This window comes from Bacillus cereus group sp. BfR-BA-01309, from assembly GCF_022664315.1.
Lineage (GTDB): Bacteria > Bacillota > Bacilli > Bacillales > Bacillaceae_G > Bacillus_A > Bacillus_A mobilis.
In genome coordinates this window covers 1-23,614 of record NZ_JAKUHE010000025.1, presented here as the reverse complement: position 1 = coordinate 23,614, position 23,614 = coordinate 1, and the positions used below count along the sequence as shown (strand labels likewise).

The window sequence follows — 23,614 nt, the reverse complement described above, 5'->3', positions numbered from 1 at the left end:
ATGCCGTTAGCAATTCATGCTAGCGGCTTTAAAAATAATATATAAACTGATATCTAACTCTATTTATTTCTGAAACCCTACAGAAAAAACAAGAAAAACATTTCACTTGCATTAGCTCTATCTATAAAATCAAAATTTAAATTAATTCGTTTGATTTTAAAAGTTTGATTTATAGCCTGTTAACTCTTCATAACCATACCAAATTTTACCACAAGCAGGAGAACCCTCCCTTGTTAATTCGCCTACTTTATAAATAGTAAAATCTTTCAATGTTCTTTCTACTTCATTTATTCTACGTTTGTAAATTTTTTTATTTCACCCTTTTTACTTTCACCTATTTTCGTTTTCATCTTTTTATCATCCAAGTCAGGATATCCACCCCAAGCAAAAATAATTATATCTTTTTTGGGATTATAAGTTTTTATAATATTAGAAAGAACTTGCTGATTTTTATATAAAGAAAGGTTTTCCACTTCCTCTATTTTTATAGCAATACTCTTAAATACTGACCCATATATTGAAAATAGATTTAAAACAGTCACTTTCGCATAATTATTTTCATGCTTGTATAAATAATCTAAAACTTTGTAAATGGTTTCATCTGATAATTTTCTATTACCCTTATCTAGTTTACCTGCTTTACTAGGATTTTTTAGAATAACAATTGCATGTCCCCCTTCTTCCCTTCCTAAAAAAGGGATAGTCATAGAAAATCTATGATAAATCTCTATTTCATCATTTTTATACTTCAAAGCTTTATTAGGTTCTAAAATTATTTTTTCTTCATTGTCACATAGTGTTAAAATATACACCTTTCCACTTTTTCGTATATTTCTACATCTTGCTATGTTTTTCCTCATCTACAATTGATCTGCTGGTTATGATACCAAATTCACTATAACTTCAATTAATTTGTCCAATTAATTAATCGAATTCTGGACTCTTAAGGTTATCTTTATGATTTTCACATTCAATAAAGATATTCTTACATTGTAAGAATCCATACGTTAGCCAGTGATGCCCCTGTGAGATTGTTAAAGTGGCTCAACAAGTGTATTTATTTCAGATCCAGATTAAAAATCCCCTCTTTCATTACAATAGCAATATATAATAAAGTTATATCCTTGTTCAAAGGAATTTAATAAGAGGAGGAATTAAAATGGCTCTATTCAGAAACCCGAAACTTCAAGAACTAGAAGACAACTTTTTAGATGGCAAAACTTTCGAGGAAGGAGACGCAGTATTCACCTTAACCTTGTCCGAAATTCTGCCGTTCACTACACACATTATAGATTATCGATGGAAGGTTAGATTAGCAGATAGTTACGAGTTCGAAACCTACATGGGAAATGAATTGCTTTCTCTACCGTATACACGATTAAAAGATATTCAAGAGCAGATTTCTTCACACTTAAGCCCCTTAAATAGTGAACAAATTTCAATGGAAATAGATCGTACAATTCAATCTATTTTTGATGAATACAGATGTTGAACCCCCATCAGTCGGGTTTTTCTTCATTCTCCATTTTTGGTTAGTTGAATCAAAACGGCATATGTCGGCAATATTCTCTCGTTTTGGACTTTTCCATTCAAAGCTTTTTTAGAAGTTCAACTTCATATATCTCACTTTATTATGCCACACTTAGAGTCTGCTAATCGCTTATATTCATTAAACACATTCTAAAAATTCCTTTTAAAGTAATGATTACTATATCTTCTTTGAAATAATTCTCACTCACCTCTTAAATTGACTAATAGCATCCTCTAAACAAGCTTCAAGAAAGTTCTCTTGATACGATGCCTGGTGTGTTTCCTTTAACAACTCCCCCATTTCCTTTAGAACACCATGTGTAAGATTATCTAATTGCTTTAATCGGTTAAGATGAATTTTCTTATCCGACTGTTGCTTTTGATGTAACTCTTTAGAGTAAGCAATCGGTTGGATTGCTTCTCCATAACGACTATATAACTTATCATTCATTATTAATCCTTCAGGATCCATATCGAAATTAGTTTTAATGCTTACAGTAGAGTTATATGGGACAAGTTTATCGAAGAACTTCCATAATGCATAAGCAAATTGCCCACTCGTACACACAGAAGGAGGATAACATCCAACTTTTTCTTTTACTGCTTCAATAAAAACCTTGTAAAGAATAGGATTTTCGAATGCATAAACAACTTGGAATGATTCAATTGGATAGAAATTCCCTACCTTTATAAGCTCACATAACGGTAACTTCAAAACAGTGTCATGTTTTGTTGCTAAATCAATGTATTCTAACGGTAAACCTCTTATGTCTTTGGCATAAAGACCTGTGAATGTCACATCACTAGAAATGTCATCTCGAATCAAATTAAAATGATTTAATATATCATTGATTTCTTCTATAGATAATTTAGATGATAATTGCTTATTTTTTATTTCCTTCTCATAGGCAATTGTCAACATATCAAAAAATAAGCCGCCTAATGGGGTTTGTAAATCATAAGCATGAGGATCTTTTGTCATTTTAGCTGCAAACATAGCAACATGCGTCATTTTATTTAAGGGTAAAAGTTGTATAGACTGGCTTAAATGAGATAAATATTTTTTTAAAGTGAAAGAGGATTCTTCATACAAGTTCATAAAACGCTTATACCCTCTTCCCTTTCTCTTTATTGAATCCATATAGTCATGATAATAAGGATGGTTTGTATCTTGAGATATTTCTTTAATAAATTGAAGCTTTTGGCTTCTTTTACGCTCACCCACGTCTTTATTACTAACGATTTTTTGAGAAAAATAACATTCTAATAAATCGTGCAAATTTACACTTTTATAAACTGTTTTTTCTTGTAATCTTTTCTCAAAAGTAAGTAATCGTACTTTAATATCGGTATCCTTAAAATTGATGTTAGGCATTATCCCATCCAAACATTCCTTTTCCTGATCTGTTGCGTTTTTTAAAGTTACAACACCTTTTACTCTGCCGTATCGAATAATTTCTTCTCTAAATAAATAAAAAAGGCGGTCATAGCCACCTTTTGAACGAAAATAGTTCACTGTTTCTTGAACTTGAGAATACAATGAAAATCAACTCCATTACATATTAGCCGAACCAGGATAGTCTTCGCTTAATGAGTTATTTTTCAAATATTCTTTGTATCTTCCATTCCAGATATACCTTCCGAAATTGATTTCTTTACTGTTTTTTGGTCGGATTAGTTCATAAATCGATAATCCTTTCAAAGCTGGGGAACAACCAGAGACGAATTGACTGTTCGAAATAAAGTCAAACTCAAGTTCCTCAAGTAACTTATACATTTCATTAATATTTTTATTATCAATCCCAGCCCAAACTTCATCCATTGAAATAATACGCGGTGAATCATAATGAGCTTCTCCATAGCAAGAACTAACTGCTGCTAATATCGGAATGTATAATGCTAACGCTCTTCCACCGCCACTGAACTTTCCAAACTTATCTTGATCCACAAGAGTGAATTCCTCTTCGTTAACATACTTTGATATAAGTTGGAATTCAAACCAATTGCGGTAATCAAGTATTTCTTTGAATGTTTCTTTTAAATCGAAACCAGTATATTGGTCTAAACCTTGTTCTAGCTTCCTTGTTTCTATTTTACTTCTGAAGTGATCAATTAACTTTTCTCGATCTTCAGGCTTTAACAAAGGAGCATCAATTTCGAGCAAACGGACAATTTCTCTTGTATTTAGTTCTTCCTCGGTTGTAGCTTTCAATGGTACCCACTTAATTCCGAACTGTAACCCGCCTCCCGTATTGATGTTCATCATAATTTCATTAAGGTTCTTTATCCACTCTTTTGTTTGAACAATTTTTCGCTTAATTGTTCTACCGATAGAACCTAATAGAATTTCCTCATACATTCTCTTATCTCGCTCGCTTAAATTAGCTCGCTGCAAGTCCATGCGTTCTTTGAGGACGGAAAGTACAAAACGTGGTTCTCTTCGTTGGATAATGCCATTAAATTGTATGTCCAGGACAAGTTTATACTTACGTAGAGAAATGAGATTGTTCCATTCCGTCTCTAGGTTCAATTCCTCTAACTCTGATGGAATCTCCAGGTTATCCTCAATGTTACTAGCGTATTCATCAAGAATTGGAGAATACTGTGCAATTGCTTGTCTGGACTTATAGAACTCATTTAATAACTCTTTTTCAGACCGCGTACAAAGATTCCTTAAATCTTCTTTCCCGACCAGATAATTACGAGCAATTTCCAAATACTCCTCAGCTACTCTTCTCAAAGTATCATTTTCACCTAACGTGAAGAGAGAGCTAAAATACCTTTCCCACGCATCTCGAATAACCTCTCTAACGCCTTGCTCTTTTAACATGAAACTGATTTTCTCATTCAACTGCAAAGATCTACTTTCTTCTTTAAGCAGATCCTTTCTGAGATTGTCCTTTTTATCAGGAATGGAGTGTAATTCTTTCATATATTCTTGAATTTGCCTTTCATTATCAAGAAGCCCCGAACGTTCCATCTCTCCCATGATGACATTGATTTGAACTTCAATGTTCTGTAATTCTTTTTCGTGTGACAAAATCTCTGAGGAAAAATTATCTATATCCTCCAGTAATGATTGCTTTTGTGCGTTGTATGAATCCATTGATTTTTGAATGCTTTTTAATTCAGTATAAGACATTTTAATTTGATTTAAATGACGATCGTAACGTTGCATTTCATCTCTTACTTGTGTGAAGGCTTCAGATGTTAATGGAATCTCTGTAAAATCTGCTTCTACTTGAATACGTCTAGTCATTGTATCCATTTCGTTTTGAAGAGTAGTAAGCTTTTCTCTTACAGAATCTAACTTATCCTCAAAAATATCTTTTATACTCTGTTCGTTCCTGTTTGTATCTTGATATAGTTCTAAAATTTCATTACTATCTGGTAAATTATGATATTCATCATCCAACAAATCCAGCTGTAGAAATAAATCGCCCTTTTCTTGTTGTAATTTCTCTAGTTCATGGGAGATTTCGTCTAAATTATTCTCCAACGATGACATAATTTGTTTTTTATAGTGAACTTGTATCCTTTCACCAAGGTACTGAGGTGACTCTTTAAGCAAGGATTGCCCTTTAATCAATCCATTTTTGAAGTTACCATTAGATAAGATAAAACACTCTTCATCTTTAGAAATACCGACATAGCTTAACAACTCTTCAACCCATACCGCCAGATTTCCTGATTTTTTACTTGGTTTAAGATATTGGGTTAAGTTAATCATATATGGAGTCCCTTGCTTGTTCGGAACCGTTGTATGCTCACTGAGCTGTGTATCCCATTTTGGGTCTGCGATAACCGTAGTTAGGAGGCCAGTTTCTTCTAACACTGATTCAATAGTAGCCATTTCCTTTTCCGAAAGACCATCTTGAAACTCAACCGCATCATAGAATAAGATATGCGGAATGTTCCATTCTTTTATTGATTCTAATACGGATTCTTTCTCTATTGAAAGAAAAGGTTTAGGCATCTTGCCGACAATCCATTCATTGAGTTCTGCCTCTACACTAAATTGCTTTTTTACGAGTTCTCCCTCTAATCTTTCTACTTGATGAAGTTCATCATTGATTTTCCTTTTTACATCAGTATACTGCTGCTCAATCACTCTCGTTAATTCTCGATCTGTTACGGAATAAGGAAAATGGTACATTTTTTTTAACAACCGCTCTTTATCTTCTTCGTTCATAACTAAAATTTCATTGTCCTCTAACCATTCATCCATTTCATTACTGAAGGTTTTCTTCAGTTTATCAAGGTTTTTTCTCATCATACGAAGCTCCTCTTGTTTCTGATTAAGGAGAACCGTAGCTTCATTTTTCTCTTCAGTAAGAACTGTTTTCTTTTGGCCTAATTTTTCGAGCGCGAATATTTGTTTTTGTAAGTCGTGAATGAATGTTTGATAAGCTTGAATGTCTTGATTCCATAAGGAAAAATCGTAATCAAAATACTCATAGCGAGTAATAAAGTGTCCTGCATGTCGGCTATGCTGCTTAAAAGAAGATTCTAACGCACAGTGCTCCATTTCTGATAATTCATCTTTCAAGCGATTTATCCACTTTAGACTATTTGCACTTGTGGTTTCAAATAGCTGAATCATTTCTTTAATTTTTGTCTCCTTGGATTTCTTCTGTTCTTGTTTTGGTTTCATTAGACGAGTAATGTCTACCTTTTGATTGTCAAGCCTTCCTCTTTGTATAGAAAGATCCTTTGCTTCCTTACCACGCAAAGCTTCAATTCGTTCATTCAAGGTCTTTTCTTTTGCCTCCAAATGAGATATTTCCCCTGTCAGTTTTACTACATTACTTCGGGTAGTAATTAATTGGTTTGAATTATACCTCTGACGTTCATAAAGGTTCTGCAAGCGATTTTCAATCTTTAAATACCCATTTGCCACTTCCGCTAAATACACTTCATGATAAGCCTCATATACACTTGTGATAACTTCTATGTTGTCATAGGCAAACTGTAATTCATTTAATTCCCTTTCAATTGTATCAATTGATTCAATTGTGTTACTAAGAGGACTTAGCTCTTCCGATGATAATGATGACAGCGAATCGGTTAGGATTTCATACACCATTTTTGGCTTTTGTCCTCCACCTAATTTATTCGAACGTAATGCAATTAGTAATTTAATCAGATGTTCAAAAATTTGAATCTCCCTAAATTGAAACAGATAATCATTAACGGCTTTCATGTACTCTGCATTAGTCGTATAAATTTTCCCACCTTCTCCTAATTGTTCTCGCAATTCTCCTTTGGAAAGTGGGATTTTTTTCACCTCACCGTCTATCCACTCTTCTTTGTACAATTTAATATCCTGGGGACGTTTTCCGATTCTAGAATTATCTAAAATGATAAAAAACCAATAGTCTAAGTCTTGAACACCAGCTTTAGCTTGCAGACCCATCCCAGTTGTAATGTATTCATCATGAATACCCCTTTTATACTCGAGATAGGTATATCCTAGTTTATCTTGATTATTTCTTTCTTGTTGATCCTTGTCCCCCGTGCTTCCTAAAAAGGTGTCCCGTAGTGTTCGAGATCGACTACCGAACGTATCCATTCTGGTTGCATCTTTCTTTCCATCTAGCAATATGGTGATTAAACTTTGAGTGGTGACTGATTTTCCGCTCATATTTTCTCCCATTAGATGCAACTTTCCATTGTTAAACTCAAATTTATCATCCTTAAAGAACCAAAAATTAATGAACCCAGCTTGGTTTGGTCTCCATCTAGTATCTTTTGTCATGACGTTTTTTCAACTCCTCCACTTTCCCATTCGTTTTGTTTCATTTCCATGTTATAAGTACCACTTACTCGGCCAAGTGAATCATATAATACAAGACTTTCTCTGTCTTCTAGTTCATTGCAAAAGCCCCAACTCTTTAGGAAAGGTATAAACTCTTTACATATTTGCTTAGCACTCATTTGTCTATAACTTGCGGTCCATTCATCGCCATTTCGTTCCTTTAATACATCTATTAGTTGTAAGAACTCCGAACGTGTCATATGAATCTTCCCATCAAATTCTTTAAGAACTTTTTTCTCCATGATAAGTTCTCTTACATAAAAAGACAGTTGCATAGTAAGATGACTTTCCATCTTCAAGTTTGGAAATGTGGTAAGAGGTTTATAGGATTCCGTTCTGGTTAACATCGTCCCAGTTTTATAGAGTTCCAATTGGTAGGAACTAGTTTCCTCAACAAAGGATTCCATTTGTTCGATATTCCTCTTTAAGTAGTCATACAAACCTTCATCCAAGTCTTGCTTTCGAATACTAGGTTCTATAAATAAACGCCTATTCAATTCATGCTTTGGAAGTATGCCTGTTATCTCTTTTTCTAGTACCCTTTTCAATTTTAAAGACCGCGGGGACTGACAAGTTGTAATATCAAAAGGAAGATTTCTCATAAAGTAATGACTTTGGGTTTGCTTTTGAAATAACACTTGCTTTTTATCATCATCTTTAAAATCATCAATATTTTGGTCTAAGATCACGATAATTCCTAATTCCTCTAACGTTCGTACCACTCTTATTAGGGAAAGACGATTCTGATAACCACCATTACCTTCCCACTGTAGTCCTTCTTCCCCAGGGAAGTAATTTTTAATACCTATTGTTAGGTCTTCAGTAATGAATTCATTTGTGATTTGCTGCTCTAAAAAAGCCATAAAACAACACAAGATTACATAATCTCTCGGTCCTTTAAAACGTTCAATACCCATCCATGGTTTGGGTGATGTTGTAACCTTTTCTAATTTAATAAAGTCTGGATGGACAAGTAAGTTATACTTGAAATTTTCACTTATATAGTAAGTGAGCTCTTTTTGCAACCGCCTTATCTCATAATAGATATCTCGATTGTTTTTACGGTCAATAAACATGCATTCAAATAAATATTCCACAAGGTCCTTCATATGATCGGTAATACCATATTTTCCTTCCAATTACCTCACCTCTTTGAATCTAAATTCCAAGTCTTCCATTTCAAGTGTTCCGTCATCACAAACTAGTTTTATTCGATTGTTTGTAACAGCTATTGCTTCAAATGTTCTGCCATCATCCGTGAAGCCAAAACGTAATATCCCTTTCTCTGAAACCTCGAAACTAGAACGACTTAACCATTCTAAAATTTCTTCACGTATACAAGCCGGAACTGGACCTAAATCGCGTACACGAACCACTTTTGACGATAAGTATCTAATGATATGCTGTTGTTTGATTTCTCTTTCCTTTTCATACTCCTTGAGAAGTCTATACCGCTCCTCTAAATCCTCTTGTACTGCTTTACGCTTCTTTCGCTCTTTCCGTTCTCTGTACTTGGATAGCAAAGTCAACTTGTCGCCTTCTATTTCCCACAAGTCATTATTTTGTTGGTCAGTAGATATTGAATGCGCTCTGATGTGTTTCGTATTTTGAACACCGAAAAGATATGCAAACATTTCATGGCATTCATCCATATCTGACTTATTCATTTTTTCAAATAGTACAGCTGCGTACAAATACTCATGTTGTCTATTTTTGACTTGACGAAACTTTTCACCAATTTGTCTAATGAATTTCACAATTTGATCAATGGTTTCTTGTGTTTGTCGTAAGAGAGATTCATAGCCACCATTATGCTTGGATGAATCACTGGAAAACCATTGCATCATATATAGCCAACTGTTTCGAAACTCTTGCATTTGTTCTTCCACCGAAACATTTTCAAAAATGAAGCGGTCACGATAGCATTTATGCTCAGCTGCAGCAAAAATGACTTCCTCCAATTTGGTTAACTCGATTTCTTTGAAAACAGAAATAATCAAATCTACTGTACGGTGTAACGACAAAACGAAATCTTGTAAATAAGTAATGAAATCATCTTTATAATGTAAAAAGGCTAATTCGCCTTTCGCTACTTCCGCTTGTATTTTTTGATAATCGATGTGCGATAAGTAACTAACCGAGTCAAATTGTAGTTTTTCAAATCGATAAAAAACATCACTCCAAAGTTCATAAACCTCTTGATTTTCCTTCATATCTCTAATCCTCGGGATGGCATAATCTTTTAACGCATATAATGTTTCTAATAAGCGTGATACCAAAGAACTATCAGTAGAACCAGTAATTTTAGAACGTTTAGAATCTAGCTTTTCTAAAAACTGCTCAAACCCAATCGAGATTTCTGAAACACTGTATTGATAGCGCTTTTTCAATACATCTTCTAATTTTTCAGGGCCTCTAACATCCTGTCTGGCAACTAGATTGCCCCATTGTTCAAGTGACTCAAGATCCCGCTTTACTTCATCGAGTGTATATGTTGAAAACCTTTCTGCGCTTTGTAAGAATTCTAGTACTTCATGAGGATACACAAACCGATTGGCTTGGAGGTAACGAGTATAACAATATCTGATGATGGGACGGTATACCCATGTTTTATCGGTGTTTAAATAAGTGGCTTCCTTTATCGGCGTTTGGATTATGGGAATATCAAACACCCTAATCACCCTTTCAATATTATTTTTAATAGTATTGTCACATTGGAGGTATATATACTTATCTATGTGTCGATTTCATATAAAGTTTGATCAAAAACCATTCTCAAACTCTCATATTACGACAAAACAATAGAATCCATTTTGAACAATATGATAATTAAATGAGAAATCTTTACATCCTACTATTAAGCTCGTAATCAGTTTTTGAAGCTTCCTTTATCACCATCTTTAGTACTCTCAACACATACACCAAGTATTCCACCTCACTTGTAGCGTTGTTTACAATAGGTAAAATTTCCACGTTTCCACTTATTAAAGGTTTTAGCATTTGTTTGATTTTTTCACTAAATAATGATGTGTCAGATTCCCCCCCTGAATTTCAAGTAAATATTTTTATTAATACAAGATATAAATCGTCAGTTTTAACTAGATAGTTGAGAAGGAATGCTTATAAAAAAGGAGGAGGAGGAGGATAATGATGGAATTTGAAGCAACATTTCCATCAATGAAAAAATCTTGTTTTATCTTGATACTTTCTTTAAGTATGTTAATTTTTGCACTTCCTGCCCCAATCTTTGCACAATCCAATAACAATATAAATTCTGTTACAAATTACTATGTATCTACAACAGGAAGCGACCTCAATCCCGGCACATTAGATCAACCTTTTGCTACCATTCAAAAAGCTGCTAACGTCGCCAAAGATGGAAGCACAATCTACATAAGAGGCGGAGTTTATAACCAAAAAATACGTGTAACTCATTTTGGTGCCTCAGGAGCAACGATTACTTTTCAAAATTACCAGGATGAAAAGGTAATTCTTGATGGTTCTACAGTCAAGTTAGAGGATGATGGATTATTTACAATAGAAGACAAAAGTGATATTCAAGTAAAAGGGTTAGAATTTCGCAATTTAAAATCAACAAAAGTTAACGAAACTCCTATTGGTGTTTATATCACTGGAACAGGGAGTTACATTGATATGAGAAATAATTATATCCATCACATTAAAACAAATTTAAAGAATGGAAATGCACACGGTATAGCTGTCTATGGTACTTCTTCTCATGCACAAAATAATTTAAATCATATTGTCTTAGATAATAACGAAGTAGCAAATTTGAAATTAGGATTGAGTGAAGCAATTGCTGTGAATGGGAATGTAGATTCTTTTGAGGTTGTGAACACAAAAGAACGTCAAAAAAGCCTTATTAATATAATAATTTATGCTGGTTTTACACTTGTCAGAAATAGAAAACGACAAAAAAAGATAATTGATCAAAAAAATTACAAATTATACATTCATTAAAATCGGACATGCTTTCTATTTCAATCACTAAAATATATATTCCCAATCCATTTGTTAGCTAAAATAAATTACTTTTTAAAAGCTCTGTTAAAACAAAACATTGATTTTTACCCATTTCATTTTCAACTAACGGAGTAAACTAATTGTAAAAAAGATTCGTTACTGATAAAATTAGATTAGTCTTAAATTAGAATCCTGTACTAACCTTTATGCAATACAAGGCAAAACGAAAATATTGGTCTTTTCGTTTTGATTTAACAGATAACTCGAGCTTGTTAGCTATTAAATTATCCTCATTGCAGTATTTAAGACTTGAATAGATATAAAAATGATTAAATAGCTTTCGTCATAAACAAGGACGAATGAGCAGACATGTTTATTTATTTAAGAAATTCAATAGGGAAATAAAATGCGTGCACCTAGAAGCTCTACAAACGTTCGTTTGTACAAGTGGTGCGAAGTTCCTTTTAGGTATAAACCTAATGGAATAAGCCTTTTTTATGAAGTTTCGCTCAGAATACCAATTCGCAGTGACTTCATCTTGTTCCTTGTTGAAAACTTAAGTAAGTATACATGCTCTTCTCGTTCGTCCTTTTCTGCTTTTAATAGATAATAAATCAAAGGAGTGATGTGATTATACTAGTCATTAATTAGCTAAAAAAAAATATTACCAATATTCCAACGGCATACTGAAGTACCCTTTTAGAATTTTCCAAATGAAAGCGGACGATTCTACACTAAGTTAAGACACATTTTATAGCCAAAACCTATATAGAAATGGGGAAATATTGATGCAAAAAAAGAAACGAGTAGAAGAACTAAAATGTGAGGCACTACTTGAAGTACAACTAATTAAAATGGAGTACGAACAAATCATCGAAAAGACCCAGAAAGAAAAAAAAAGAAATATACAATTGATTTCAGACGAGAACTTAAAAATCCTTTATACTCAACGAAAAGATAGAAAATATGCTGCATTGACAATTGAATTGTATTCTCTTGTGGAACAATTCTTAAAAAACATTTACTCTTTGCATGACAATATAAGCGAATATAAAAAAAAAGGAAAAGTAAACACTATCCTAGATTTACAGGGCAAACTCGATAATTATATAGAATTCAAAAATATTACCAATGCCAAAATACTTACACAGCTAAGAAATTATATAATTCATGATACATTTTCCTTAAAACAAGCAAGAAAAAAATTTAGAATTAAAAAAAAGAACAAAGAACTATATTCCTTTCTATTAGAAACTGTAGAAGAGTATATAAGTAATATGCTTGTTAAGTAGGATTAGGACATTCTTTTATTATCATAAATAACATTAAATTATAAAATAGAGGTTATTGTTTGACCGGCAATGGATCATTAGTTAAACAATACATACAAAAGAACCAATGAAATTGGTTCTTTTCTTTTTACTATTAATTACATGGATTATTTAACCAATGATATAATGTATGTAAATTTCATAATATATCATATCGAAAGGAAGAGCCAAAATGATTCAACAACAGAGCCCATTCATATCAAAAGTAAGAATTAAAAACTTCCGAAATTTCAAGGATGAAACCGTAGAATTAAGCCATAAGCAAATAATCATTGGAGAAAATAATGTCGGTAAAACCAACTTTTTAAGAGCACTACAAATAATTCTAGACCCCCAGCTATCTGATGAAGATCGCTATCTAAATGAAACAGATTTTTTCGATGGTCTAAATAAACCTATGGAATCTGGAGAGATAGTGGAGATAATGATCGAGATCCAGGGTTATGAACATAATAACAATCTACTTGCCCTATTCGAAGATGCGACAGTTTACAAAGAACCGTATACATTAAGATTTACATATAAGTATTTTCCTAATCAAATCACTAACGAATATGATTACGAAATTCTTCAAGGTAACCCTGAGAAACAAATTCCTTTCACTCATGTACACAGGAAATTTCTTAATCTCAAAGTGATTAACGCCATAAGAGATGTTGAACATGAGATGAAGAATACACGTCGTTCTCCAATTAATAATTTATTAAAACAATATGATATTTCAAAAACAGAATTAGAAACAATATCTAAAAATATTAAAGAAAAAAGCGATGAAATTTTAACTATTGATGAAATTCAAGATTTGACAAATGGAATTAACAATAAATTCTCAAAAATTATCGGTGTACAACCAGATTCAAGTATCTCCTTAAATACTCTAGACATCCATCCAACACGAATTTTAAACACATTAAAATTAATGGTTGGAGAAACAAATAAAAGACCTACTAGTGACACAAGCTTAGGATTAAATAACATTTTATATATTTCTTTAATTTTACTATCTTTGTCGGACAAAACTGTCCCCACTTTCTTAAAAAAAGAAAAATATGAAAAATTAATATCTGAGGAACATAGCGAAATTTTACCACAGTGCTATACTCAAAATGAAAAGGGAAATTACCTTTTAAGCAAACCTATAGAAAAACAGCAATATACGGATTTATATAATTTTTTAAATACTAATAACCCTTCTTCAGATGGTTTCACAATACTTGCCATCGAAGAGCCCGAAGCACACTTACACCCAGCAATGCAGCGAATCATTTATAAAGATGTCATTCAAGGTAACACATCAGTATTGTTAACAACTCATTCACCACATATTACATCAGTTGCTCCACTTAATTCTATAGTACATGTACAATCAACTTCACAAAGTGGGAGTAAAATTTATTCAACTGCTAACCTAGAATTATCCGAAAAAGAACAACAAGATATAAAAAGGTACTTAGATGTAAAACGTGGTGAACTGTACTTTGGAAAAGGCGTTATATTAGTTGAAGGTATCGCAGAAGAATATTTAATACCAAGATTCGCAGAATTACTTGGATATCCATTGGATTTAAAAGGAATTATCGTATGCAACATAAATTCGACAGATTTTACTCCTTATGTAAAATTCTTGGAACAACTTTCTATTCCTTACGTATTAATTACAGATGGAGATTTCTATCAATTAAATGGTACAGAACGTACATATCATCATGTATTAGATGAAGACGTTGCTGATTACGGTTTCCTTGGACATGAGATCATAAGTGATTTATTAAAAGAAACAAACAAAATTGAAATAGACTATACTCCTGAATTCACTGAGGATGAATTGGAGCTCTTCGCTCAACATGGTTGCTTTATCGGCTTTTATACTATGGAAGTAGATATTATGGATGCTATTAAAGTAGATGAAGATGAAGATGAAGATGAAGATGAAGAGAAAATCAAAGAATATGAAGAAGCCTTTGGAATTTTATGCTCTACTTTTAATGATTTAACTATCGGTGGAGATCAACAGAAAGAAAACTTTAAACAAGATTTAAACGCCCAGGATTATTGGAGCTGTCTAAGAAAAATTGAAAACAGTTCTAATAAAGTTGGTAAAGGACGATTCGCTCAACGTCTATCAACAGTATGTACAAAAAAACATATACCAACTTATATAGAAAATGCTATTAAAGAAATCTATACAAAAGTTGGTTCTAGATGATGAGTTTATTTGAAGAAAAACGCTCTCAAATACAAGATGACCCTTATCAAAATGCAGCTTTTCTATCCAATAAAAGCACTGTTGTGAAAGCCGGACCAGGAAGTGGGAAAACTAGCGTTTTAACGTTGAAACTTATGCAACTACTAAATGAAAAAATCAAATTTCCAAGAGGCTTAGCATGCATCACTTATAACAAAGAAGCAGCAAAAGAATTTCAATCGAGATTAAAGGAACTTGGTCTAAGAGAGAGAAAAAATGTCTTTCTAGGAACTGTACATGCATTCTGTATAGCAGAGGTTATTACACCGTATGCACATTTATATAAATACGATATACCTTTACCTCTGAAAATAATCTCTAAAGCAGACCAAAAACAATTGTTCAAAGATGTTCTAGAACATTTAGAAGCTACTAAGAAAAGAATTTCTATTACCATGATGAATAAAGAACGCGCCCTACAAATTGAAGGTGTAAGTCGTATAGAAACTCCAATAAATAGGGATGTCTCGTTAGTTGCTAGGGAATACGAAAAAAGATTACTTCAATTGGGGAAAGTAGATTTTACAAGTATAGTAAAATTTGCAACATTATTAATACAAAATCAGCCTTATGTACGGAAATGCCTTGAAGCAAAATTCCCATGGATTTTAATAGACGAGTATCAGGATTTAGGTAGACCTTTACACGAGATGGTATTAACACTTCTAAATCACACTAATATAAAAATCTTTGCAGTAGGTGATCCAGACCAATCTATTTATAGCTTCGGTGGCGGCAATCCTAAGTATTTAAATGAACTTTTTAAAGATTCCAGAATGGAACCAATTATATTGAAGAATAACTACCGTAGTCATAAAGATATAGTTGAAGCTTTCCTTACAGTTTTAGATAGAGATTTAGGTACTTACAGCCCCCAAAAATTTTTTGATAAAGATGCAGCATTCAATCTCATAACTTGCGAAAAAGAATTAAATGAACAGTATGAAAAAGTAGTACAGGATATAATACCACGGTGTATAGAAGATGGTATTCCATATGAAGAAATTTGTGTTTTAGTAAAAGAAAACAAAGATGTTACAGAACTTAGTTTATATTTTGAAGATGAAGGACTACCATACTATGTTTCAAAATTTGAATTTGATCGAAGTGATATAGTCAAGTGGCTAGAAGATTGTGCATTATGGATAACAGACCGAAGAAAAGCTTCTTTTAATGAACTTTTTAACTTTTGGATTAATTTATTAACGAAGCATAATAACGAACTAGATAATCAAATGAAACATAAGAAAAGAATTGAATTTTTAAATATATTAACTAAAAGTATGCACTATAAAGAAAATCTCTATAGATGGTTATATCATATAACCACTGGGCTCAAATTATTGGAAATATTAGCAGCCTCGGATATATACCCTGATGAAGTTAATAATCTTGAAGAACTCTTACAACTCACTAAAGATGGAACATACTCTGATTATGATGTAGAAAAATTTGCACATATAAGAAAACCAAACAATCAAGTTACTTTGTCAACAAGACATAGCTCAAAAGGCTTAGAATTTGAAGTTGTTATTATGTTAGGTATGGAGCATACAATTTTCCCTTCCTACCGTAGCCTAAATAACGATAATCCTTCTGAATTAGAAGAAGAAACACGGTTATTTTTTGTTTGTGTTTCACGTTCTAAACGTGTTTGTTATTTTTTAAGATCAAAAAAACTAACTAAGGATACAAAATATGGTACTAGAACAGACACCTATGCCCCATCTATGTTTTGGAAAATAATAAAAGATATACAAAGTAACAAAACAACACGCACCTTACCCAATTGTTAATTTTAATCCTTCAAATCAAAGAGTCGTTTAGCATTCGGTTAAGACGACTCTTTGATAAAACATAAATTTTAATTTCATTATATAAATACCTTTCTTGATTTATATTGTTTTCTTCAATAAAAATCCGCGCAATACCTTTCACTTTCAGAAGCAAATAAATTCTTCTTTTTGTATAAAAAATAAGAATACTTTTCTATAATAGATGGTAATATGTTAATATTTTCTAGAGGTGAATTAAATGTGGTTTGAAGTAAAGGAAGTTGGATTTAATTGTCCATCAGAACCCCACTCAATATTCTATTTAATTGAAGATAATTGGGATGATTGGTTTGAATTCAGCACCCTATATGAATTAGTTTTTGTTGATTCCACAGGAAAACAATATTCTTTAGGCGGGGTAAAGATAGGACAATTCGATATGCGAGAAGGACAACGACGCCCTGACATCCCACCATCTTTTGATGTACTGGATAACCGTTTTTTTTCTTTAGGACAAGATGTTAGTTTTTACCAAGGACTTAACAATTTGGGTGAAGACCTTCGATATCAAGTTTTGACTCGGTTACAAGATGTCGCCCTTAATACAGAGCTATTCCAAAAAGCCCGTCACGAAAACGTTACAAACGTTTCATTATTAAGGAATGTTACACGAACATCTGTAACTGGACAATTCCGAAGACTTGCAAATGGAGATGCTACACTAACAAAGTACCAGTTTACATATAGTGCACAACAAAACCAAAAACAATCAACTCCACCTATGAAACTGGATTTTCAAGTGACTCCCGAGTCAAGTCCACCAACTAATGTACATATATTAATTGGTAGAAACGGCGTTGGAAAAACACATTTACTAAATAACATGATTAAATCTTTAATAGATAGTAATGCTCAAGAAACAGAAGTGGGAGCCTTTTCATCTACTTTAACGGAAGAATCCCAAGATTTATTTGCTAGTGTAGTTTCAGTGACTTTTAGTGCATTTGATTCTTCAGAACCATTAGAAGAACGGAAAAACAAAGCAGAAGGCATTCAATACTCTTATATTGGATTAAAAAAGCCTAAAATAGAAAATGAAGATCAAATGCCCAAAAGCTATAAAGATTTAAATACAGAATTCGTTAACAGTGTAAAAGCTTGTATTATGAGTGCAAAGGTTATTAGATGGATACAAGCTGTACAAATGCTAGAAACCGATCCTATTTTTAAAGAAATAGGGGTAGAAAGTCTTGTTCGTTGTAAAGATGAACAAGATTTAGAAAAAACAGCCTCTATACTTTTTGAAAAACTCAGCTCTGGTCACAAAATTGTACTATTAACCATTACCAGATTAGTAGAAAGCGTTGAAGAGCGTACACTAGTGCTACTAGATGAACCAGAAGGACATCTCCACCCACCTTTATTATCTGCTTTCACACGAGCTTTATCCAACTTATTAATAAAGAGGAACGGCGTAGCAATAATAGCAACTCATTCACCAGTAGTCTTACAAGAGGTGCCTAGAAGTTGCGTCTGGAAATTGAGAAGAAATGGTGCTGAAGCTATTGCAGAAAGATTAGAAATTGAATCTTTCGGAGAAAACATAGGAACCCTAACAAAAGAAATATTTGGTCTCGAAGTTACAGATTCTGGTTTCCACAAACTACTTAAAGACGCTGTCATGGAATATATTGATACAGAATCTGTAATAGCACATTTTAATGGTGAGCTCGGAATGGAAGCTCAAGCTATTATCAGAGTTTTATTTGCTACCATGAAAAAGAAAGAAGACTAAAAATATGAGAAAATTAAGTAAACCTACAGAAAAAGCAGACGCGACATATCGCCTTTGTATTAGTAAAGTACGTGATGAAGTTTTAAAAAAGAATCTTGAATCATGTGCAACTGTAATAGTTAAGGCTGCAGATGAATTTGAAAAAAAAGTAATAAATGCACAACTTCACACCATAGTACCTGAAAAAATCATTAATGGGTTGATTTCAAAAGAAGAAATGAATAAGGTTTATACGAGTAGGATGGTTCCTAAAACGTCGCCTGGTCGCCCACTATATGACAAATTACTTAGCGCTCCTCCACATGGTATTTGTCCTCTATGTGGTCAACGAATAGTGACTACTATAGATCACCATTTACCAAAAACTGAATATCCAGCTCTTTCTGTGGTTCCAATAAATTTAGTTCCTTCTTGCAAAGACTGCAACACTATTAAACTCGATGGTATCCCTTCTTCGGGTGAAGAAGAAACTATACATCCCTATTTTGATAATATTGAAGATGACAGATGGTTATATGCTGAAATAACTAGAAATAATCCTATTACACTAATTTTCAAAGTATGTCCGCCAGATCATTGGGATAAACTCCTTTCAAAACGGGTAGAAAATCACTTTGAAACTTTTAAATTAGCTCCTCTATATAGCGCACATGCCGCGGTAGAATTACAAAACATGCGTTATATGTTAACTTCTCTCTTTGAGCAAGCTGGTTCTGAATCAGTATGCTCTACGTTAGAGAGCTTAGCAACAAGTAGAGAAATGCAGCATAAAAACTCTTGGCAATCCGCTATGTATCGAACATTAGCAGATAGTCAATGGTTCCATACTGAAGGGATACAATTCATATAGTTTTTTATAATCAGCCTCAATACATCCTAAATGATAACGAAAACATTGTGTATCGGGTGAGGGAAATGATAAAAAATTCTGAAATATATAATTAAAACCTATACTTATCTCAAACTAAATAAAAGTGTACTACTTATGATTTGTAGCACACTTTTATTCATAAATTAGCCTCTTTTTTAATCGCAATTATTTTTAATTTTCAATGTACTATATTGAAATCTTTCTTCCCAGAAAAATTGTTCAGATAAGTTTAACACCTTTAAAATTTAATTATACCGTTCATCACCTTTTCTATCTAACATTATAATCTCAGGTTCAAATTCATCCCACTCAACAAATTCATACTCTACTTCATTTTTCACAACACAATTCCCTTGAACAGATGCTCCTTCATCATCATATGCATGGAAAGTAATATTCCCTATTCTTTCCGGTTCTAGACCCATTTTCAATCTTATAAGATTTGCAAAGTCCTCATTATGCGTACTAATTAACAATTGTTTCCTTTGTAGAGAAACGATTTGGCTTATAACATCAATGACAGAAAATATATTGATATCATCTAAATTTTGAAAAGAGTCATCTATTCCTAAAAATTTTAATTCAGTCCATTTTTGAGAACGGTTTAACGCTAAAAAGATACACAATGCCAGTACAGTTGACTGTCCAAAACTAAATGCTAGACTTGCACTAAATTGATGTTTTAATTCTTGTTCATCTAGATCATAAATATTCTTTACATCCTCACGATTTTTCGTCATTATAACATAAAGGTTGTTCTCTTGTAGTACAAGCTGAACATATCTATATACTGTATGTGGATTAATTTGCATAAACAGTTGATTTATATAGTCACTATGTTGCGATAAATATTCACATATTAACTCACTATTTACAAGTTTATAAGCTTCTTTTAAAGCTACTAATTCTTTATTTAAAAAGTTCTCATATCTCTTTAAATCCTTTTCTTTTTATTCTACTTCAGCTTTAATACTGTCCCTTTCCTTTTTTAACACTGTTATCTAATCATCTTGTAAAAAACTATGTATTTTAGCAAGTTGGATTCTCAAATCTCTTTCTGTTTCAATCAAAATTGTGATTCTTTTATTTATTTTTTCTTTTATCTTATCTAACTTTTCTATCTCACCTGTAAAAGCTTCATCCTCTTTTTGAAAATCGTTTATTTTTCTTATCCTTCTTTCCCATTTCTCATCTAATTAAATAATTTCTCCCTTTAATTCTAGTTTCTTTTGATTCAAACGTAAGCTTTCTTCTTTTTCCTTAATAATATAATCATCGATTTTTTGTATTTTTTGATTGATTTCTTTTTCTTCTAAATCCAAATATTCCCCCAGTGTCGAGCCGAATTCTTAATTTCTTCCAATACCCTCTTTTGTAACAACATAGCATTTTCCAATTCTAATACAATGCCTTCATTTTCCACTAAGGACTTCAACATACCAAAAGAAAGTTGATACTCAGATAAAAATCCCTCTGTTTGTTTATACACTTTATTTACATTACTTAAATCTTTATTGGCTAAATATAGATTTATTTGTGGAACCTCCGCAATTAATTTTTCCTTATCTAATCTCAAAGCTTCCTCATATTTTTTACTTTCATAAATTTCACTATTTGCCTTTTTCTTTTTAAATTTTATTAATCGAATTTCTTCTTTATATTTACTTTCATTAGTTTTTGATTCAACTAATTTCTTTTCTAATTCAGTTAATTTTTCATTAAAAACATTAATTTTCTCTGTAATAGATAACTTGAATGCTTGATTTGTTTTATGATCAGCACCACAAACCGGACAGATTATTTCATCATTCTTCTCCAATACATGCTCTTGAACTTGACGAACCAACTCTTCCAATGTTGAACTTTTCTTTTCTGACACTTCATTTTCTAGTTCTTTAATCATACTGGAAACAATTCTTAATCTTCCCTCAACCTCGCCTAACTGATCTCCATATTTCGTATCATTGTTAGACTGCATTAAACAATTTTTCCTTATCCCTTCTAAATTATGATCTATTTCTACACATCTTTGAGCTTTTTTGAGAATATCTTTTCCCTTTATCTTCCATTCTTCGCATAGCATGTACTAAAAAGAAGGTACATGCTTAATATGTCAAACCATTATTACAATCGGTCACATAAGTGCTACCGGAAAAAGCGTAAAAAATGCGACTTTGAATGTCATTGTGAGCCTCGCTAACAAACGTATACATCAGGCCCTTTATTCCGTAATGCGGGGATACGGACTTCATTCAAGTTACTTCACATCAAACAGACGAACCTCAAACTGTAACGATAGCGGTATAAAATTACCAAGATACTTGTGATGGTGTTGTATATCCTTCCTATGGATATCTCTGAGAACTAGTTAACGACGGAGGTTTGGACGATGAATTACGCAACGGTGACGACTCCGGGCGATCTTTTACACCGGGCGACCCTGGGTTCACCGTCAAAATAAACATATGGGGCATTAACTTTGCGGGGGTGATTCAGCAAGGAAATACAGCGCTTCATCGGGAATTTGCAAGATATCCAGCTGATCCACATATTCCAAGTGTCCCCCTTTAACCTATAAAAAATAAGAGCTGCCCAATTAAGGACAGCTCTTATTTTACTTCACATACACAAAAGCTTCATTTGCTGTTACATAGTATGTTTCTCCTTTGCTATTATGAACTTTATATTGTGACGATCCATTAACAGTTACTTTCGCTTCAATCGTGAATCCTAATCCTGCATCTACAGAACCAGCAACATCTTTATCCTGCCAAGATGGAGATTCATAGAAACGTAGATTGTCCACTTTAGAAATAACCCTTTTACCAGCTACAGTAGAAGCATCCGTTCCATTGTAACGAATGTATGAGGAATCATAATAAATCCATTGATTACCTCCAAGATCCAACCAGTTTCCTACTTTCCTACCTACTTTATATGTCTCTCCCTTTTGTAGTTTACGAATGACGTTATTCTCAATTGATGGTCCAGAACGAAGGTTTACATTGTATCCCTCAATATATACAACACCATTTGCCTCCACTGTGCTAGGTAAATTATTTGACTGTTGTAGTTTAGCATCAACCGTAACTGAATCACTGTTATAGGCATTTAGCACATCCGCCCGAAATTCAGCCTCAGTTACACCATGACTACGTAGATAATCAAGAGGGTCCTCATGATCTGTCCCACCTAATTTATAAGTAACATCCTTATGTGTCCATAAGCCATTAGAAGGATGAATATTTCGTTCTCGCAAGATTTCTCCGATTAACTCTACATATCGTTCATAAGAACGTTTGAATTTCAATGAATCACTTGTCTCACACAGTTCAACATGAACGAATCTTGCATTTGCTGCTGGACCTGCGCCCCATGCCTGATATTTTGTAGATGCAATTTGAATCTTTTCATTCCAATCAACTGCATAGTGAACAAATGCTGAACACCATGTACGAGACTCATATTTTTGAATATTAATTGCTGGTGCCTCAGGGGTAGCTGTAGAATGTGCCACAACACCTTCATAAGCACCAACACCGTAACGGTAAGGTTGGTTAGGTAACTCAGGAATACGTAGAATTCTATCAGCAAATGCGTTGGTTCCAATTGATACTACTAAAATCATAGCAACAACTATGGATAAAATATGTTTGTATTTCTTTTTCATTTCCTATTAGCATCCTTTTTTATAATTTTTGTATGATCAAATAATCCGCTTGCTGACAATCCGATAATAATTCCTTGAAATATATTCATTTTGATATCTTGGGACAAAAATAAAGCGCCTAGCGTAATGCCAAGCGTCAAATTAAATAACGGAATATATTTTGTTTGCAGTCCAATTGTTTTCACTATTTGTGATAGCCCTATAACAACCCCAATCATTGCCGTAATTTCAATCATTACATACCGCCTCCTTTCATGAAGAAGGCAAGGGCCGCTCCAATAAGTCCACCAATAATAAGGCGTAAGATCCATGTTGTATTAGCACTAATCTTATCTAATTGCTTATTGATATTAATAATGTCTTTTTCATTACCTGTTGTCCGCATTTCTAAACTTCTAATCTCTAATCGTATGTCCTTAATTTCTTGCCTTATTTCCTGAACATCACCTTTCACCTCTTGTAAACCATCCATATTTCCACCTCTTTCCCACTTTTTATTTAATTTAGTAGAGTAGAAAACTGAAACAGATTATATTTTCTTTAGGGGTGGCTTTGCCATCCCTTTTCTGTTTCAGTTTCCCCTCATCAAACCGTA

General features: G+C 32.9%; 17 protein-coding genes and 1 pseudogene. 7 read left to right on the top strand and 11 right to left on the bottom strand.

Going from position 1 to position 23,614, the window contains the following annotated elements:
• Nucleotides 1-287: 287 nt before the first annotated feature.
• Nucleotides 288-812, bottom strand: a complete 525-nt coding sequence (locus tag MR115_RS27110; protein ID WP_242243356.1) for a DUF1643 domain-containing protein — start codon at nucleotides 810-812, stop codon at nucleotides 288-290.
• A 347-nt stretch (nucleotides 813-1,159) separates the two neighbouring features.
• On the opposite strand from MR115_RS27110, the gene MR115_RS27105 reads away from it, so the two are divergent.
• Nucleotides 1,160-1,492, top strand: a complete 333-nt coding sequence (locus MR115_RS27105; RefSeq protein ID WP_242243355.1) for a hypothetical protein — start codon at nucleotides 1,160-1,162, stop codon at nucleotides 1,490-1,492.
• Nucleotides 1,493-1,735: 243 nt separating this feature from the next.
• On the opposite strand, the gene MR115_RS27100 is transcribed toward MR115_RS27105, so the two are convergent.
• From MR115_RS27100 to MR115_RS27085, 4 genes are read right to left on the bottom strand one after another with little or no spacing between them, the layout of a single operon-like run.
• Entirely contained in the window at nucleotides 1,736-3,070 is a 1,335-nt protein-coding gene (locus tag MR115_RS27100) for a TIGR02679 domain-containing protein (RefSeq protein ID WP_242243354.1), read from the bottom strand.
• Nucleotides 3,071-3,085: 15 nt separating this feature from the next.
• Nucleotides 3,086-7,288, bottom strand: coding sequence for a TIGR02680 family protein (locus MR115_RS27095; protein ID WP_242243353.1), 4,203 nt, complete (start codon nucleotides 7,286-7,288; stop codon nucleotides 3,086-3,088).
• Nucleotides 7,285-8,487 carry a TIGR02678 family protein gene (locus MR115_RS27090; protein ID WP_242243351.1) on the bottom strand — a complete coding sequence of 401 codons (1,203 nt, stop codon included), beginning with the start codon at nucleotides 8,485-8,487 and terminating at the stop codon, nucleotides 7,285-7,287. Before MR115_RS27090 ends, MR115_RS27095 begins: the two co-directional genes overlap by 4 nt.
• The gene (locus MR115_RS27085; protein WP_242243350.1) at nucleotides 8,488-10,020 is read right to left on the bottom strand and encodes a TIGR02677 family protein; all 1,533 of its coding nucleotides are present in this window, start codon (nucleotides 10,018-10,020) and stop codon (nucleotides 8,488-8,490) included.
• A gap of 478 nt (nucleotides 10,021-10,498) precedes the next feature.
• Between MR115_RS27085 and MR115_RS27080 the strand changes: the two are divergent.
• The 6 genes and pseudogenes from MR115_RS27080 to MR115_RS27055 all read left to right on the top strand — a co-directional run.
• Nucleotides 10,499-11,245: pseudogene (locus MR115_RS27080) on the top strand (DUF5123 domain-containing protein); the annotation flags it as partial.
• Between the two features lie 875 nt (nucleotides 11,246-12,120).
• Entirely contained in the window at nucleotides 12,121-12,624 is a 504-nt protein-coding gene (locus tag MR115_RS27075; protein WP_242243349.1) for a nucleoside-diphosphate sugar epimerase, read from the top strand.
• A 211-nt stretch (nucleotides 12,625-12,835) separates the two neighbouring features.
• The gene (locus MR115_RS27070) at nucleotides 12,836-14,869 is read left to right on the top strand and encodes an ATP-dependent nuclease (RefSeq protein WP_242243348.1); all 2,034 of its coding nucleotides are present in this window, start codon (nucleotides 12,836-12,838) and stop codon (nucleotides 14,867-14,869) included.
• Nucleotides 14,866-16,704 carry an ATP-dependent helicase gene (locus MR115_RS27065; protein WP_242243347.1) on the top strand — a complete coding sequence of 613 codons (1,839 nt, stop codon included), beginning with the start codon at nucleotides 14,866-14,868 and terminating at the stop codon, nucleotides 16,702-16,704. Before MR115_RS27070 ends, MR115_RS27065 begins: the two co-directional genes overlap by 4 nt.
• Nucleotides 16,705-16,942: 238 nt before the next feature.
• Nucleotides 16,943-18,478: an AAA family ATPase gene (locus tag MR115_RS27060; RefSeq protein WP_242243346.1), complete on the top strand. Its 1,536-nt coding sequence runs from the start codon at nucleotides 16,943-16,945 to the stop codon at nucleotides 18,476-18,478.
• A 4-nt stretch (nucleotides 18,479-18,482) separates the two neighbouring features.
• Entirely contained in the window at nucleotides 18,483-19,328 is an 846-nt protein-coding gene (locus tag MR115_RS27055; protein ID WP_242243345.1) for an HNH endonuclease, read from the top strand.
• A gap of 266 nt (nucleotides 19,329-19,594) precedes the next feature.
• Here the strand turns inward: MR115_RS27055 and MR115_RS27050 are convergent, their stop codons facing one another.
• From MR115_RS27050 to MR115_RS27030, 6 genes are all read right to left on the bottom strand, one after another.
• On the bottom strand, nucleotides 19,595-20,161 hold the full coding sequence (locus tag MR115_RS27050) for a hypothetical protein (RefSeq protein ID WP_242243344.1): 567 nt from the start codon (nucleotides 20,159-20,161) through the stop codon (nucleotides 19,595-19,597).
• Nucleotides 20,162-20,545: 384 nt separating this feature from the next.
• On the bottom strand, nucleotides 20,546-20,671 hold the full coding sequence (locus tag MR115_RS29920; protein WP_255864110.1) for a hypothetical protein: 126 nt from the start codon (nucleotides 20,669-20,671) through the stop codon (nucleotides 20,546-20,548).
• Nucleotides 20,662-21,327 carry a hypothetical protein gene (locus tag MR115_RS27045; RefSeq protein ID WP_242243343.1) on the bottom strand — a complete coding sequence of 222 codons (666 nt, stop codon included), beginning with the start codon at nucleotides 21,325-21,327 and terminating at the stop codon, nucleotides 20,662-20,664. Before MR115_RS27045 ends, MR115_RS29920 begins: the two co-directional genes overlap by 10 nt.
• 636 nt (nucleotides 21,328-21,963) lie before the next feature.
• Nucleotides 21,964-23,019: an N-acetylmuramoyl-L-alanine amidase gene (locus tag MR115_RS27040; protein WP_242243342.1), complete on the bottom strand. Its 1,056-nt coding sequence runs from the start codon at nucleotides 23,017-23,019 to the stop codon at nucleotides 21,964-21,966.
• Nucleotides 23,016-23,255: a holin gene (locus MR115_RS27035; RefSeq protein ID WP_242243341.1), complete on the bottom strand. Its 240-nt coding sequence runs from the start codon at nucleotides 23,253-23,255 to the stop codon at nucleotides 23,016-23,018. The genes MR115_RS27040 and MR115_RS27035 overlap by 4 nt, the downstream gene beginning before the upstream one ends.
• Nucleotides 23,255-23,491 carry a hemolysin XhlA family protein gene (locus MR115_RS27030; RefSeq protein WP_242243340.1) on the bottom strand — a complete coding sequence of 79 codons (237 nt, stop codon included), beginning with the start codon at nucleotides 23,489-23,491 and terminating at the stop codon, nucleotides 23,255-23,257. Before MR115_RS27030 ends, MR115_RS27035 begins: the two co-directional genes overlap by 1 nt.
• Nucleotides 23,492-23,614 lie beyond the last annotated feature (123 nt).

What these genes read in the sequence shown, in the direction of transcription:
- MR115_RS27105 (WP_242243355.1), top strand. Translation starts at nt 1,160, where the DNA reads ATGGCTCTATTCAGAAACCCGAAACTTCAAGAACTAGAAGACAACTTT.
- MR115_RS27095 (WP_242243353.1), bottom strand. Translation starts at nt 7,288, where the DNA reads ATGACAAAAGATACTAGATGGAGACCAAACCAAGCTGGGTTCATTAAT.
- MR115_RS27075 (WP_242243349.1), top strand. Translation starts at nt 12,121, where the DNA reads ATGCAAAAAAAGAAACGAGTAGAAGAACTAAAATGTGAGGCACTACTT.
- MR115_RS27070 (WP_242243348.1), top strand. Translation starts at nt 12,836, where the DNA reads ATGATTCAACAACAGAGCCCATTCATATCAAAAGTAAGAATTAAAAAC.
- MR115_RS27065 (WP_242243347.1), top strand. Translation starts at nt 14,866, where the DNA reads ATGATGAGTTTATTTGAAGAAAAACGCTCTCAAATACAAGATGACCCT.
- MR115_RS27060 (WP_242243346.1), top strand. Translation starts at nt 16,943, where the DNA reads ATGTGGTTTGAAGTAAAGGAAGTTGGATTTAATTGTCCATCAGAACCC.
- MR115_RS27055 (WP_242243345.1), top strand. Translation starts at nt 18,483, where the DNA reads ATGAGAAAATTAAGTAAACCTACAGAAAAAGCAGACGCGACATATCGC.
- MR115_RS27050 (WP_242243344.1), bottom strand. Translation starts at nt 20,161, where the DNA reads ATGCAAATTAATCCACATACAGTATATAGATATGTTCAGCTTGTACTA.
- MR115_RS27045 (WP_242243343.1), bottom strand. Translation starts at nt 21,327, where the DNA reads ATGCAGTCTAACAATGATACGAAATATGGAGATCAGTTAGGCGAGGTT.
- MR115_RS27040 (WP_242243342.1), bottom strand. Translation starts at nt 23,019, where the DNA reads ATGAAAAAGAAATACAAACATATTTTATCCATAGTTGTTGCTATGATT.
- MR115_RS27035 (WP_242243341.1), bottom strand. Translation starts at nt 23,255, where the DNA reads ATGATTGAAATTACGGCAATGATTGGGGTTGTTATAGGGCTATCACAA.
- MR115_RS27030 (WP_242243340.1), bottom strand. Translation starts at nt 23,491, where the DNA reads ATGGATGGTTTACAAGAGGTGAAAGGTGATGTTCAGGAAATAAGGCAA.